We start from the raw sequence: 14126 nt of genomic DNA, 5'->3' as shown, positions 1-14126 counted from the left end.
TAATTACTACTTCAAGGGACTATTTATGAATATAAAAGGTTTTGCGGCGGTTTTGGCTATTTCATTGGCTTCGACTGTTTCTAACGCTGGCGTGATTTCTGGGGATAGCTACACGTCGATGGGGAAATTGGTTGACCTTCAAGGTCTGGAGTGGATGTCCTTGGACATGACCCGAGGGTACTCTCGGTCCGAAATTGAGGCCGGCCAAAGTGGTTTATTCGCAAACGGATGGCGTTATGCCAGTCGAGACGAAACCGGTCGGCTGCTTCAATCACTTTGGGGCGGTGTTCAAGGGGGTTCTACATTAAATGGCGACGGTGCAGATTGGTTTTTTCAGAATCTTGGCAGCGGAAACTTGTTTGCCGGCCACAATGAATTGCACAGTTTTTTCTATGGAAAAGAGGATGAATGCTCTACGGACTTGACGCAAAGTTGCAGGGGTATGTACGGAGTTTTCTATTCAAACGTTGGCCTAGCACCTGGCGGCTGGTTTCTTGACTCATTTGGACTTGATGCAGCTAGCAATTCTCCAGAGTTGATGTCGGTATCCGAAAGGAACATGGCTTTTGGTAGCTTATTGGTTCACGCGGCCCCGATTCCTGAGCCTTCGTCCTTGGCACTCATGTTCGGTGGCCTAGGACTTTTAGGCTTTGCGATCAGGCGACGTAAATCTGCCTCTCTGACAGTTTGACTGACACACGCAGTTCTCTGTAAAAGTCGACTTCTGAATATCGATGTTGTAAAGGGCATCAACTGACCACGCCGTGTGGCATTGCCGACTCTTGGCGAATGTACGCGGCACAAGTGCTGAACTGATCCTTCCAAATCAATATCCCTGTAGGGCGCCCAAGGTTTCGACCTCGGGTGCCCTTTTTTTTTTGCCTTCCAACCAAACCGAAAGGATTCCTATGCCAACGAGGCGGTTCAACTTTGTTCCGGAAAGACGAGTCTCATATTGCACTTGAAAAGCACTTGCCTGATTCGACGATGAGCAGAGGCATCGTCTTTGGCATGCGGCGCAAAATGACCCATGAAAAAGTGAAGCGTTTCCGCCACGCTGACACATCTGACTTCAATCGACTGGCCTCGCAGTTGGCGCGCTTTGCTTTGGACCATGCGTCGGACATTAAAGTGGCACACCAATATCTACAAGAATCTGGGCACGATTAAAGACTTGAGCCTGAGCCAAGCAAAGAAGCAAGCGAAGCAACTCAAGGCCGAGCACATGCTTGCACCCAAGGTCGTGGAGGCGGTCGTGGTGGCCGCAGCGGAGGAGATGACGCTGGACAAGTTCATGACTGACCTCTACTTTCCGCACGCGACCGTCCACAAAAGGTCAGTTAAGCGCGATGACCAGCTGTATCGCATCCGCATCAAACCGAAGTTCGGCGATCTGACGTTGTCGGCCATCAACCGCCGTGACGTTCAAGCTTTTCAGAATGGCCTGCTGAAAGAGGGCTTGTCGCCGGCCTCGGCCGACCATCACGTCAAGCTTATGCGCAGGGTGCTGAATTTGGCCGCTCAATGGGAACTGCTCGAAAAGAATCCGCTTAGGGGCATCGAGCTATACATGGTCGACAACCAGGTCGAAAACTATCTGGACCAAGACCAGTTGGACCGATTGGTTGATGTGCTGCGCCACGATGACAATCGCATGGTGTGTTGCATCGTGATGTTCCTTCTCAGCACGGGCGCCCGCCTAAATGAAGCCCTGACCGCCACCTGGAAAAACATCAATATTGATGGCGGTACTTGGAAAGTCGATGCCATCTCGTCGAAATCCAAGAAGCCTCGGTCCATTCCGTTGAACGATTCGGCGCTATGGGTGTTGGAGCAACTGGACACCAAGGGCAAGTCGGCGTATTTGTTCCCATCGCCGGCCAAGCAAAAGGGCGGCAAAGATGAGCCGTACACGACCATCACTAGAGCTTGGTACCGGCTGCGGAAAGAAGCCAAAGTGCCGAGCGTGCGACTGCATGACTTGAGACATTCGTACGCGTCCTTGCTGGTGACAGCTGGCCGCAGTTTGTACGAGGTTCAGCAGATCCTCGGTCACTCCGACCCGAAGGTGACCATGCGTTATGCACACTTGTCCTCCAAGGTGCTTCAGGAGGCGGCAAACGCTGCATCGGTTATCGTTCGACCGACCCAGCGGCAGACGGCATAACGACGAAATACGGCGGTTTTCCGAGCAGGGTGACAGCCTGCTTGGATTACGTCGTTGTCCGCGCCACGCGTCGAGATCGGCCGGCATGAAAGCAGCTTTTGCCTTTGTTTTCTTGTTGGCCGACAACGTGTGCTGCCACTCTGCCAACCTCAGCTACTTTGCGGCGTGGACCTTGGTGAGGCCGTGTGCCCGTTGCAGTCGTCCACTCTAGCTTCTTAAACGCTGCTCCTCACCAGTAAGCAGTGATTGCCCAGCGTCGGCTATCTGTCCCCGAGTCCCTTCAATCGAAGCGCATCGAATCAATAGAGCTCTTTTACTGATTCGCCGAATTCGCGGAGCACCTGCCAGCTTCGGCGCATTTCGCCCGCCCCCCCCATTGGGCCGATAGACTGATCACTCGTATGCGACTCCAATGCCCAAGGCTGTACCGCCATGGTTTGTTCCTGAGCAATCCGGCAATAAAGCAGTTCAGAATCTGGATGAGGTTTTCGCTCGTTATTTGATATTGTATGTTACAAACGGCACATACCACATACTGCCAAAATGCGCGCGGCTCCTAGCCAATTCTATCCAGATAAGTAAAGGTGACTGCGCGCCAAGTTCAGCGGCACTGCTGTCTCCAGAAATCCAAGTAGCTCCCAAAGTCAAAGATCATGACAGTATCAAAAATTCTCAAAGACCCCTATCCGAGTCGGGAACTCTGGAGCTCTCGCACCGACTATTTCTCGTGGGCAATGGGCGAAGCTCTTGGCGAAGGAACTGGAGTATCGACGAATCATTCTCGCGTACTAGAACTGGAACTGGAGACAGTATTTTGCGCCGGGGCGTGGTACGCAACCATTGTTTTCGCCTGTGCGGCGGTCGAAGTTTACGTCAATGGCCAGGATGAAAAGCGAGAAGCGAAGTTTCTAGAGAAATTTGAACTTAGAGATGACTGGATTTGGTTGACAAATAGAAGGAAGTACATCGTGCACCCTTCGCAGCATTCACCAGCAGATCCGACGGCAATGAGTTATCAACAGCCGGAATTAGAAGAGGAAGCGAAGCGAGCAGTAAGAATCGCACTGAAGGTTTTGTTGCTTGGGACGCGCGAGAATTTACCAACTTCTCTGCACATTGGGGCCTAACCTACTCAACCGGCCCCATTGCGGCATGCTGCAACGGTCCGGTTAGCTCAAACGTTGGGCAGCACAAGATTTCAAACATTCACATACCCATCCAATGGGTGAAAGGCGATGCGGACAAAGCTGAAAGTTCCTTTTTCAAGATCAATACTAAGGGGACCCCCTTAGATGAGATTGAAGAGCTTTTGCTTAAGAACAGAGCCAAACCCTCGTCCATTGCGTCTCGAGCAATCATCCGTTCTGGACGAGGGCATCGGTACTGGTCGCGGTTCAGCCCCGAAGTCGTTCAGCAAATTGAGTCCCGGGCCAAAAGCCTTCATTCATCGCTGTTTGATCCTGAGATTCAGCGTCCAATTAAGACGCTTGATCTGCCCCTGGGTGGGCCGAAGGGAATCCGCACTGCGCTAGAGACGCTTATTGACCTTATGCTGATTGCCGTCCGTGATCAGCTAGGAGAGCCCAGAAGGGTGGAGAGCTTGCCCGACGACCCGGATGGGCAACTGACGCTTAAGACGCTTGCTAAAGCTTTGGACTTAATCGGTCGGATCACCGGCAATGATGGCGGCAGCCTTGGGCTGCACCCTGCTGTGTATTTCTATGGACCAACAGGTCGGCATTCCAGCGCGCTATTCATGGGCACGGTGGCGCTTGTCGGACAGAAGCTCGCCAACAACGACAAGAATTTCTTCAATCGTTTCACTTCGGTTCGCGCCGATTTAGAGCGCGTTTTGATTGACCACAAAGATGTAGTCGCCACCATTCTTCAGCGAACCTCAAGTGCAGGCCGGGTGGCTCGATACATGATGATGCTTGGCAAACTCATCGAAGCATTGGGAGCGGCTCAGGCAGTAGGAGAAATAGAATTGGTGCAGTTTGCGGGTCTTGAGGGAAAGATCTTGACCGGCACAAGCGACACAGCACAGCTGAGCTTTTCTCAGGACGTCAAAAGCGCTGCATTCATTCAAACCGCACTCCTCGGCGCGATGAAGTGCCCTATTTGCAGCGGCTACTTGGATCCAGAAAAGTCCATCTCTTATGACCACATAGTTCGGGCGCGCGAAGGCGGTACGGGTTCGATTCGCAATATTCAACTCACGCACCCGTACTGCAATCAATCAGTGAAGAGCTAGGCGACTGACTGATCAGCATGAGCGGAGCAGTCACATTCCGCTCGAAAATACGCGCGCCGATCTGGATTCGCGCCGCTATTCCCCTACGCCCCATACGGATCAATCTCCCCAATCACCTCAGCCACCCTGGCCAACGCGCTGCGCAGCCTGGGCAGCTCCACCGAGCCCAAGGCCAAGCGGATCGCATGAGGGACCTGCGCCGAGGTGGCATAAGGCTCGGCGGTGGAGACCGAGATGCCTTCGCGCAGCAAGGCCATCGCCACTTGCTCGGCACGCACCTCTTCCCCCAGCGGCAGCCACAGGAAGTAGGAGGCGGGGTGGCAGACGCGCTTGAGCTTGCCCAAGAGCCGGGCGGCGAGCTGCTGGCGCGCGCGCGCATCCTGGCGCTTGGCGGCCTCCAGACGAGCGACCGTGCCGTCGGCCAGCCAGCCGCAGGCGATGGCGGTCATCAGGCCCGGTGTGTTCCAGGTCGTGGCCCGGATCGCGCGTTCGAGCTTGGCCACGGACGCGGGCGGTGCGACAACATACCCGACCCGCAGCCCAGTGGCCACGCTCTTGGAGAAGCCGGACACGTAGACCGTTATTTCCGGTGCTAAAGCCGCCAACGGCGCGGGTGCGTCTTCGATCAAGAAGGCATAGGCTGCATCTTCGATGATGAGCAGGCCGTGCCGGCGCGCCACCACCACCAAGTCCTGCCGGCGGCTGCTGCTCATCACCCAGCCCAAGGGGTTGTGCAGCGTCGGCATGGTGTAGATCGCCTTGACCTTGCGGCGCTTGCACAGCGCGTCCAGCGCATCCGGATCCGGACCTTGACCCGCCGCCGGCAGCGCCACCAGCTCCAGGCGATGAGCGTCGGCCAGCAGCTTGAAGCCGGGATAACTCAAGGCATCAACGGCGACCACATCGCCGGCTTGCAGCAAGGCCATCACGGTGATCGCCAAGCCATGCTGCGCCCCATCGACCAGCAGCACTTGTTCGCCCTCCACGCACAGGCCGCTGGCGGCAAGATGCCGCGCCACCTCTGCGCGCTCATGCGGGCGCCCGCCGTGCGGCTGGTAGCGCAACAAGGCTTCAAGATCCCCGCCCGAGGCGATCTCGCGCAAGGAGGCACGTAGCAATTCGGCCTGACCGGGTAGCGACGGGTAGTTGAAGCTCAAGTCCACCATGTCGGTGGCCGCCGCGTGCTGATAGGCCTGTGGATCGATCAGACCATGGCCGCGCGGCAGCGCGGTTTCGCGCACAAAAGTGCCGCGGCCGGTTTCCCCGCTGACCAGGCCCATTGCCCCTAACTCCGCATACACGCGGCTTGCGGTCATCAGGGCCAGCCCTTCGCTGGCGGCGAGCCGCCGATGCGTGGGTAAACGCGTGCCGGGCGGCATGCGGCCGGCGCGAATATCGGCGGCGAAGCGATCGACCACCTGCTTGTAGCGGGCTTGCACCATAGGGCAATGTATCTATGACAATTATTTGATTGTCCTGATTGTGATGCCTAGACTGGCGACATACAAGCGCGCGGGCAGACCCGAGCGCTGGCACTGAATGGAGAAGTCAATTGACGCTGCCGCAAACCCCCACAGCAAAAACATCCATCAGCAGCGGCTGGCTCAACGGCTTTATCGGCGTGCTGATCTTCAGCGCCTCCTTGCCGGCGACCCGGCTGGCGGTGCGGGAGTTTTCGCCCTTCTTCCTGACGGCAGCCCGAGCCAGCATCGCCGGCTTGTTGGCGCTGTGCCTGCTGCTGCTCTTCAAGGAGAAGCGACCGGCCAGGCATCAGCTGCTGCCTTTGGCCATCGTGGCGGCCGGCGTTGTGCTGGGCTTTCCGCTGCTGACGGCCTTGGCGCTGCAATATGTGACTTCCGCGCATTCGATCGTCTTCCTGGGCCTGTTGCCGCTCGCTACCGCCAGCTTTGGGGTGTGGCGCGGGGGTGAGCGTCCGCGCCCGGCTTTCTGGGTTTTCTCGGTCTTGGGCAGCTTGCTGGTGGTGGGCTTCGCGCTGTCGCAAGGGCTGACGGCGTCTCCGGCGGGAGACCTGTTGATGTTGCTGGCCATACTTGTCTGCGGACTAGGCTACGCAGAAGGCGCGAAGTTGTCCCGCACACTGGGTGGCTGGCAGGTGATTTCTTGGGCCCTGGTGCTGGCGCTGCCGCTGATGGCGCTGTTGAGCTGGTTCAAAGCACCGCCCGATTTCACCGGCATCACCACCCCCGCCTGGTTGAGCCTGGCCTACGTCTCGGTCTTCAGCATGCTGATCGGCTTTGTGTTCTGGTATCGCGGCCTGGCGCAAGGCGGCATTGCCGCCGTCGGCCAGTTGCAGCTGTTGCAACCCTTCTTTGGGCTGGCGCTGGCAGCCACGCTGCTGCGTGAGCAGGTCAGCCCGCTGATGCTGGGCGTCACGGTGGCGGTGATTCTTTGCGTGGCCGGTTCGAGAAAGTTTGGCCGCTAGGGCAGTGAGCTGGGCCGGGTTTGCCTGCGCGCGCCTGGATTTTTGTCGTCAGGGCTTGCGCGCTGCGAAATTTTCCATAAAATAATGACCTATTGGTTGGGTTGTATTTTGGCAGCTGCCAGCAAAGCGAGTGCCATCAAGCTAAGGACAAATAGCCAGCGAGCAATTTTCAAAGGTTTTGCTTGCTGTTTTTTTGAAGCAAATTCCTACCAAGTAGTAGGTAAATAATTTGGAGAAAATCATGCCTGCAACATTTACTGGAAGAAAACTCTTGGTCGTCGGCGGCAGCAGCGGCATCGGCCTGGAAACCGCGCGACTGGTGCTGGAACAGGGCGGCCGGGTAGTCCTGCTTGGCCACCGGGCGGAGAAGCTCGAAGCAGCGCGCCGTACCCTTGCCGAGCTGGGCGAAGTGACGACGCTGAACGCCGACCTGAGCACCGACGCGGGTGTGGATCGCCTGCTTCAAACACTCGGTACCGAGCACCCGGACATCGATCTGCTCGTCAATGCCGCCGGCGTGTTCTTCCCCAAGCCCTTCCTGGAACATAGCCACGCCGACTACGACCAGTACATGAACCTGAACCGCGCCTTCTTCTTTCTGACGCAAAAAGTCGTGCAGAACATGGTGGCGTCCGGCCGCAAGGGCGCCATCGTCAATATCGGTTCGATGTGGGGCAAGCAGGCGATCCAGGCCACGCCGTCGAGCGCCTATTCGATGGCCAAGGCCGGCCTGCATTCGCTGACCCAGCATTTGGCGATGGAGCTGGCCCCGCATGGCATCCGTGTCAACGCGGTGTCGCCGGCGGTGGTGCAGACGCCAATCTATGAGGGCTTCATTCCCAAGGCCGAGGTGCATGCGGCGCTGCAGGGCTTCAACAGCTTCCATCCGATCGGCCGCGTCGGTACGCCGCGCGATGTGGCTGAGGCGGTCGGCTTTTTGCTGTCAGACAAGGCCGGCTGGGTGACCGGGGCGGTCTGGGATGTGGACGGCGGCGTGATGGCCGGGCGCAATGTGGCCTGAAACTGCCCTGGCACTGGCTTAGAAGGATACTGGCCGCATGAATCATCTGAAACTGCACAGCGACCTGACACAAGCCGTCGTGATCGACACGCAAACGCTGCCTTGGCTGCCCTCGCCGGCAGCCGGGGTGATGCGCAAACTGCTGCACCGCGATGGCGACGAGGTGGCCATTGCGACCTCCATCGTGCGCTATGCGCCGGGCTCCAAGTTTGATCGGCATACACACGATATGGGCGAGGAGTTCTTCGTCCTGGAGGGTGAGTTCGCAGATGAATATGGCCGCTACCCGGCAGGCAGCTATGTGCGCAACCCTTGGGGCTCGTCTCATGCGCCCTTTACCGACAGCGGCTGCATCATCTTCGTCAAGCTCAGGCAGTTGCAGGCCGAGGACCAGCAACGCCGGGTGATCGATACCCGCAGCGCGGCCTGGTCGCCGGGCCCAGCGGCCGGCATCGAACTCATTCGGCTTGGTGGCTTCGGTTCAGAGCAGACCAGTCTGGTGAAGTGGGCGCCAGGGGCCAGCTCCCCTCGCCACGGCCATCAAGGGCGCCGGGGCGGCGAAGAGATCTTTGTCATCAGCGGAGAGCTCCAGGATGAGTCGCATCGCCACGGGCCCGGCAGCTGGTTGCGCCTGCCCGATGGCGATCAACGCCAGCCCTTAGCCAGTGCGCAGGGCTGCAGCTTCTGGCTCAAGACCGGTCATCTGCCACCGACTTCGGGCGCTAGGCCTTGACGCTCAGTTCCTTAGAATTGGGCTACCTATTGCTTGGTCAAGGACGCCAGATCCCATGAAACATTTCTCCGAACTGACAGCCTCGGCCGAGCGCATTGTGGATGCCGGCGAGGCGCTGATACAGCGCGTCGGCTACAACGGCTTCTCCTATGAAGACGTGGCCCAAATGGTCGGCATTCGCAAGCCCAGCATTCATCACCATTTCCCGACCAAGATCGAGTTGGGCGTGGTGGTGGCGCAGCGTTACACCCATCGCTTTCGCCAGGCTTTGCTGCATATCGAAGGCACGCAGGCGAGGGCACCGGAGCGCCTGCGTGCCTATGCCCAGTTGTTCGAGACCACCTATGCCGAAAACCGCCGCCTGTGCGTGTGCGGCATGTTGGGTGCCGAGTCCGATTCCTTGCCGGCCGAGATCAATGCCGAGGTGCGGCGGTTTTTTGAGATCAATGTCGCCTGGCTGGCGAGCGTGTTCGCGCAGGGGCAAGAGGCGGGCAGTTTCAAGCCGGGTGTTTCTGCGCCGGATTGGGCCGAGACCATCTTGGCCACGCTTGAGGGCGCGATGCTGGTCGGGCGCGGCCTGCAGTCGGGCCGGGGTCCAAGGCAGTTGATGGACATGTTGCTGGCGACGTTGGCGACCTGAGCCTCGCCTCTTTTTTGATGGAAAGCCTGACCTAGTAGTTGGTCTGATGCGCGGCGCTGGCGCTGGTGCAAGTAGAGGCAAAGGCAAAGGGAAAAGCAATGGACGAGCAACTGACCGCCGTCATCGGCGCCGGCCTGAGCGGTCTGCACGCTGCGTGGCGACTGCAAGAAGCGGGGCAGGCGGTGATGCTGGTCGAGGCGCGCCAGCGCGCGGGCGGGCGAGTGCTCAGTGTGCCGACGTCTGACGGCGCCGAACACCGGCTGGACCTGGGCCCGTCCTGGTACTGGCCCGAGATCAACCCGCTGATGAGTGCCTGGGTGCAGCGCTTGGGGCTAACAAGTTACCCGCAGCACACAGAAGGTGCCAGCCTGCTCGAAGGGCCGGACGGGGCCGTGCGGCGCCTGGGCCACAGCTGGGAGCAGCAGCCGCGCTCGATGCGCATTGCCGGCGGCATGGCTGCACTGGTGGACGGCATTCAAGGCCTGTTGACGCGGGTGCAATGGCTGCCGGGGACGCAGGTCGAGGCCTTGCGGCTGCGGCCCGAAGGCGGCGTCGATCTGCATCTGATGCAAGGCGAGCGCCGCTGGGTGCAGCGCGCCGCGCGCGTCATCAGCAGCTTGCCGCCGCGTCTGCTGGCCGAGCTGTCGGCCGAGCCCGCTTGGCCGCTGACCACAGCGCAGGGCTGGCGCCGTACGCCGACCTGGATGGCCGGCCAGGCCAAGTTTGTCGCGGTCTATGAACAGGCCTTCTGGCGCGCAGCTGGTCTTTCGGGCGCGGCCGGCAGCCATCGCGGGCCTATGGTGGAGATCCATGACGCCTCTGACAGTGCTGGCCAGCTTGCCGCGCTATTCGGCTTTCTGGGTGTGCCGCCGTCCTACCGGCAAGGCATCGGCGAGGCAGACCTGCGCCTGCAAGCCCTGGCCCAACTCGCCCGTCTGTTCGGCCCGCAGGCCGAAAAGCCCTTGTGGTCGGCCGTGCAGGACTGGGCGCAAGAGCCGTTCACGGCTGATGCGCTGGACCACAGGCCGCTCGGCCAACATCCGGTTTACGACTCGCCGAATGTGCCGGCCGAATGGCGCGGGCGCCTCTGGCTGGCCGGTACCGAGTTCGCGCCGCAGTCGGGCGGGTTCTTGGAAGGCGCGCTGGAAGCGGCGGAGCAGGTGGCCGCTGACCTGCTCCGCGGGTCCTGAATCAAGCCAGATCGAAACGGTCCAGATTCATCACCTTGCTCCAGGCCGCGACGAAGTCCTGCACGAATTTCGGGCCCGAGTCACTGCAGCCGTAGACCTCGGCCAGCGCGCGCAGCTGCGAGTTGGAACCGAACACCAGATCGACCACGGTGGCGGTCCATTTCAACTCGTTCGTGCTGCGATCTCGCCCTTCCAACACGCCTTCGGCGCTGCTGGACTGCTGCCATTGCGTGCGCATATCGAGCAAGTTGACAAAGAAGTCGTTGCTCAGGGTTTCGGGCCGCGCGGTGAAGACGCCGTGCTGGGTCTGAGCCACGTTTGCATTCAACACGCGCAGGCCGCCGATCAGCACCGTCAGCTCGGGCGCGGTCAGCGTCAGCAGCTGCGCCTTGTCCAGCAGCAGTTCGGCGCTCACGCCGGCCAGACCGGGGCGAGCGTAGTTGCGAAAGCCATCGGCCGCAGGCTCCAGATAAGCGAATGAGGCCACATCGGTCTCGTCTTGGGTGGCGTCCATTCGGCCGGGCGTGAAGGGCAGGCTCACGTCTTGGCCGGCCTGCTTGGCCGCCACTTCAATAGCCGCATTGCCGCCCAGCACGATCAGATCGGCAAGGGAGATCTTCTTGCCTTGGGGCCCGTGAGACGCATTGAACTCGGCCTGAATCGCTTCCAGCTTGCTCAGCACCGCAGCCAACTCGGCCGGTTGATTGACGGCCCAATCCTTTTGCGGTGCCAGGCGTATGCGCGCACCATTGGCGCCGCCGCGTTTGTCGCTGCCACGGAAGGTGGAGGCCGAGGCCCAAGCCGTGTTGACCAGCTGGCCAATGCTCAAGCCGCTGCCAAGCAGCTTCAGCTTCAGACCGGCGATGTCTTGCGCGTCAATCAACGCGTGGTCGACAGCCGGGATCGGGTCTTGCCAGATCAATACCTCTTGTGGCACGAGGGCACCGAGATAGCGTGCGCGTGGCCCCATATCGCGGTGCGTCAGCTTGAACCAGGCGCGCGAAAACGCGTCCGCAAAGGCTGCCGGATCTTGGTGGAAGCGCCGCGAAATTTTCTCGTAGGCCGGATCCATGCGCAGCGACAGGTCGGCCGTCGTCATCATCGGCGGGTGCTTCCTGGCCGGGTCATGCGCGTCAGGAATCATGTGCTCGGGCTTGACGTTCTGGGCGACCCATTGATGGGCACCGGCCGGGCTTTTCGTTAGCGCCCACTCATAGCCGAACAGCATGTCGAAATAGCCGTTGTCCCAGGTCGTCGGATTGGGCTTCCAGGCGCCCTCGATGCCGCTGGTGGTGGTGTGCACGCCCTTGCCCGAACCCAGGGCGTTGATCCAGCCCAGGCCTTGCGCTTCAAGTGGCGCGGCTTCGGGCTCAGGGCCAACCAGCGCCGGGTCGCCCGCGCCGTGGGCCTTGCCGAAGGTGTGGCCGCCGGCCACCAAGGCGACGGTTTCTTCGTCGTCCATGGCCATGCGGGCGAAGGTCTCGCGCACATCGCGGCCGGAGGCAATCGGATCAGGATTGCCGTTAGGGCCTTCCGGGTTTACATAGATCAGTCCCATCTGTACGGCCGCCAGCGGATTCTCCAACTCACGGTCGCCGCTGTAGCGTTTGTCACCCAGCCAGGTGCTTTCGGAGCCCCAATAGACATCTTCCTCGGGCGCCCAGATGTCGGGCCGCCCGCCGGCAAAACCGAAGGTCTTGAAGCCCATGGATTCCAGCGCGATATTGCCGGCCAGGACGATCAGGTCGGCCCAGGAAAGTTGGCGGCCGTACTTTTGTTTGATCGGCCAGAGCAGGCGGCGGGCCTTGTCCAGATTGCCGTTGTCGGGCCAGCTGTTCAGCGGCGCAAAACGCTGGTTGCCGGTGCCCGCGCCGCCGCGGCCGTCGGTGACGCGGTAGGTGCCCGCCGCATGCCAAGCCATGCGCACCATCAGGCCGCCGTAATGGCCCCAGTCGGCCGGCCACCAGTCCTGCGAATCGGTCATCAGCGCGTGCAAGTCTTTGACGACGGCGTCGAGATCCAAACGTTTGAATTCAGCGGCGTAGTCGAAGTCGGCGCCCATCGGGTCGGACAAGGCGGAATGCTGATGCAAGATGCTCAGCTTGAGTTGATTGGGCCACCAATCGGCGTTGGAGGGGGCTGCTGCTGTGGTGTTGCTGCGGGCGTGGCCGGCGAAAGGGCATTTGGGTTCTGCTGACATGGCTGGCTCCTGGGGATATTGGTGATGAAAGTGCCTGTGCAGTTTAGAGTTTAGGCAGCCCGCAGATGATCACTTTTGCCAATCGCAGTCATAGCCGGCCGTGCCGGGCTAGAGTGCAGCGCAGTTCGGCTCAGCTCAGCCAGATCCACAGCAACAGCAGAGTCCCGGTCATCACCGGCAGGCCGATGTGCAGGTGTTGGCGGGCGCTGATCACCAGCCCGCCCTGGCGGGCCAGGTCGGCGACGATCAGATTGGGCATTGAACCAACCAGCAGCAGTTTGCCGGCATCAAGGCCACGGTCCAAATCCGGCAGCAGCAACATCACCGCCGGCACATTCGAGACCAGATTCGAGAGCGCCACGCCGGCCACCAGCAACACGCCCGGCTCGCTCAGATGCACGCCGCGCGCGGCCACCCAGCAACATGCCCAGATAGACGGTGGCGAAGACGGTGACGATGGCCCAGTCGAGCGCTGAATCTAGGCTCATGCTCAGCATCTGCTGGCGGCCATCTTCAGCGTCTCGACGAGGGTGTTGCCGCAGGCCATGAGCAGGCGGGACTCAGCGCTTGAAACTCAGAGCTTGAAATCGTAGTCAATCGTCAGCGGCGCATGGTCGCTGAACTTCCGCGCCTTGTAGATTGCCTCGCGCTTAGCCAAGGCGGCCAGGCCGGGGGTGGCCAGGTGGTAATCCAGCCGCCAACCGACATTGTTGGCATAGGCTTGGCCGCGGTTGCTCCACCAGGTGTAGCAAGCGTCGGTGGTGTCGGGTTGCAGCGTGCGGTAGACGTCGACCAGGCCGCCGTCGGACGGGTCGGTGAGACGGGTCATCCAGGCGCGTTCCTCGGGCAGAAAGCCGCTGTTCTTCTGGTTGCTCCGCCAGTTCTTCAGGTCGGCTTCTCGGTGTGCGATGTTGACATCGGCTACCAGGATGAACTCGCGCTCGGCCCTCAAGGCCTGCAAGTGCGGCGCCATCGCGGCCAAGAACCGGTACTTGGCTTCCTGGCGTTCGGGGCCGCTGCTGCCGCTGGGGAAGTAGCAGCTGATCAGGCTGAGCTTGCGGCCGGGCTTGTCGAAGCGCTTCTCGATGTAGCGACCTTCGAAGTCGAATTCCTCAACGCCGATGCCGGTGATGACCTCGCTGGGCAATTCGCGGGTGTAGAGGCCCACGCCGGAATAGCCCTTCTTCTGCGCGTAATGAAAGTGGCCTTTCAAGTCGCCCGAGCTGCAAAAACTGCCGGCCACATGCTCGTCCTGCGCCTTGACCTCTTGCACGCCCAGCGCGTCGGCCTTCTGATCGGGCAACCAGTCGAAGAAGCCCTTGTTCGCTGCGGAACGGATACCGTTCAAATTGGCTGTGATGAAGCGCATGGTGAAAAAAGCGTTTGGGTGGAGGTTGGGGCAGTATCGCAGGCGACTGGTCTAGATTGGTCTGCTGTGTTTTGGCCACAAAACCCTAGGGCAAACCCTTTCGAGGTGA

At 60.3% G+C, this 14126-nt stretch carries 14 protein-coding genes; 10 read left to right on the top strand and 4 right to left on the bottom strand.

Features of this window, described 5'->3' with window-relative positions; genetic code table 11:
- Window positions 1-25 precede the first annotated feature (25 nt).
- The 5 genes from LNV09_RS00445 to LNV09_RS00425 all read left to right on the top strand — a co-directional run bounded on the left by LNV09_RS00445 (window position 26) and on the right by LNV09_RS00425 (window position 4421).
- Entirely contained in the window at window positions 26-691 is a 666-nt protein-coding gene (locus LNV09_RS00445) for a PEP-CTERM sorting domain-containing protein (RefSeq protein ID WP_263555102.1), read from the top strand.
- Window positions 692-930: 239 nt separating this feature from the next.
- Window positions 931-1170, top strand: coding sequence for a DUF3631 domain-containing protein (locus tag LNV09_RS00440; RefSeq protein ID WP_263555101.1), 240 nt, complete (start codon window positions 931-933; stop codon window positions 1168-1170).
- A gap of 4 nt (window positions 1171-1174) precedes the next feature.
- Window positions 1175-2167: a site-specific integrase gene (locus LNV09_RS00435; protein WP_263555100.1), complete on the top strand. Its 993-nt coding sequence runs from the start codon at window positions 1175-1177 to the stop codon at window positions 2165-2167.
- A gap of 653 nt (window positions 2168-2820) precedes the next feature.
- On the top strand, window positions 2821-3294 hold the full coding sequence (locus LNV09_RS00430) for a hypothetical protein (protein ID WP_263555099.1): 474 nt from the start codon (window positions 2821-2823) through the stop codon (window positions 3292-3294).
- A gap of 98 nt (window positions 3295-3392) precedes the next feature.
- Entirely contained in the window at window positions 3393-4421 is a 1029-nt protein-coding gene (locus LNV09_RS00425) for an HNH endonuclease signature motif containing protein (RefSeq protein WP_263555098.1), read from the top strand.
- An 83-nt stretch (window positions 4422-4504) separates the two neighbouring features.
- Here the strand turns inward: LNV09_RS00425 and LNV09_RS00420 are convergent, their stop codons facing one another.
- A complete protein-coding gene (locus LNV09_RS00420) occupies window positions 4505-5863 on the bottom strand; it encodes an aminotransferase-like domain-containing protein (RefSeq protein ID WP_263555097.1) in 1359 nt (452 codons plus the stop codon).
- A 110-nt stretch (window positions 5864-5973) separates the two neighbouring features.
- Between LNV09_RS00420 and LNV09_RS00415 the strand changes: the two genes are divergently transcribed.
- The 5 genes from LNV09_RS00415 to LNV09_RS00395 all read left to right on the top strand — a co-directional run bounded on the left by LNV09_RS00415 (window position 5974) and on the right by LNV09_RS00395 (window position 10448).
- Window positions 5974-6864, top strand: a complete 891-nt coding sequence (locus tag LNV09_RS00415; RefSeq protein ID WP_263555096.1) for a DMT family transporter — start codon at window positions 5974-5976, stop codon at window positions 6862-6864.
- 241 nt (window positions 6865-7105) lie between these two features.
- Complete coding sequence (locus LNV09_RS00410) at window positions 7106-7885, top strand: SDR family NAD(P)-dependent oxidoreductase (protein ID WP_263555095.1); 780 nt, start codon at window positions 7106-7108, stop codon at window positions 7883-7885.
- A 37-nt stretch (window positions 7886-7922) separates the two neighbouring features.
- On the top strand, window positions 7923-8618 hold the full coding sequence (locus LNV09_RS00405; protein WP_318023266.1) for a cupin domain-containing protein: 696 nt from the start codon (window positions 7923-7925) through the stop codon (window positions 8616-8618).
- Between the two features lie 55 nt (window positions 8619-8673).
- On the top strand, window positions 8674-9258 hold the full coding sequence (locus LNV09_RS00400) for a TetR/AcrR family transcriptional regulator (protein ID WP_263555094.1): 585 nt from the start codon (window positions 8674-8676) through the stop codon (window positions 9256-9258).
- A 98-nt stretch (window positions 9259-9356) separates the two neighbouring features.
- A complete protein-coding gene (locus LNV09_RS00395) occupies window positions 9357-10448 on the top strand; it encodes a flavin monoamine oxidase family protein (RefSeq protein ID WP_263555093.1) in 1092 nt (363 codons plus the stop codon).
- A gap of 1 nt (window position 10449) precedes the next feature.
- Here LNV09_RS00395 and katG read toward each other — a convergent pair whose 3' ends face one another.
- The 3 genes from katG to LNV09_RS00380 form a co-directional block, all read right to left on the bottom strand.
- Window positions 10450-12648 carry a catalase/peroxidase HPI gene (katG, locus tag LNV09_RS00390; RefSeq protein WP_263555092.1) on the bottom strand — a complete coding sequence of 733 codons (2199 nt, stop codon included), beginning with the start codon at window positions 12646-12648 and terminating at the stop codon, window positions 10450-10452.
- Between the two features lie 130 nt (window positions 12649-12778).
- Window positions 12779-13063, bottom strand: coding sequence for a transporter permease (locus LNV09_RS00385; protein WP_263555091.1), 285 nt, complete (start codon window positions 13061-13063; stop codon window positions 12779-12781).
- A gap of 159 nt (window positions 13064-13222) precedes the next feature.
- A complete protein-coding gene (locus tag LNV09_RS00380; RefSeq protein WP_263555090.1) occupies window positions 13223-14017 on the bottom strand; it encodes an exodeoxyribonuclease III in 795 nt (264 codons plus the stop codon).
- Window positions 14018-14126: the final 109 nt, after the last annotated feature.

This window comes from Paucibacter sp. B2R-40 (assembly GCF_025717555.1).
Taxonomy (GTDB): domain Bacteria; phylum Pseudomonadota; class Gammaproteobacteria; order Burkholderiales; family Burkholderiaceae_C; genus Paucibacter_A.
Note: the sequence above shows the minus strand (reverse complement) of the source record. Positions and strands in the feature narration are given on the sequence as shown.

What these genes read in the sequence shown, in the direction of transcription:
- LNV09_RS00445 (WP_263555102.1), top strand. Translation starts at nt 26, where the DNA reads ATGAATATAAAAGGTTTTGCGGCGGTTTTGGCTATTTCATTGGCTTCG.
- LNV09_RS00430 (WP_263555099.1), top strand. Translation starts at nt 2,821, where the DNA reads ATGACAGTATCAAAAATTCTCAAAGACCCCTATCCGAGTCGGGAACTC.
- LNV09_RS00420 (WP_263555097.1), bottom strand. Translation starts at nt 5,863, where the DNA reads ATGGTGCAAGCCCGCTACAAGCAGGTGGTCGATCGCTTCGCCGCCGAT.
- LNV09_RS00410 (WP_263555095.1), top strand. Translation starts at nt 7,106, where the DNA reads ATGCCTGCAACATTTACTGGAAGAAAACTCTTGGTCGTCGGCGGCAGC.
- LNV09_RS00405 (WP_318023266.1), top strand. Translation starts at nt 7,923, where the DNA reads ATGAATCATCTGAAACTGCACAGCGACCTGACACAAGCCGTCGTGATC.
- LNV09_RS00400 (WP_263555094.1), top strand. Translation starts at nt 8,674, where the DNA reads ATGAAACATTTCTCCGAACTGACAGCCTCGGCCGAGCGCATTGTGGAT.
- LNV09_RS00395 (WP_263555093.1), top strand. Translation starts at nt 9,357, where the DNA reads ATGGACGAGCAACTGACCGCCGTCATCGGCGCCGGCCTGAGCGGTCTG.
- katG (WP_263555092.1), bottom strand. Translation starts at nt 12,648, where the DNA reads ATGTCAGCAGAACCCAAATGCCCTTTCGCCGGCCACGCCCGCAGCAAC.
- LNV09_RS00380 (WP_263555090.1), bottom strand. Translation starts at nt 14,017, where the DNA reads ATGCGCTTCATCACAGCCAATTTGAACGGTATCCGTTCCGCAGCGAAC.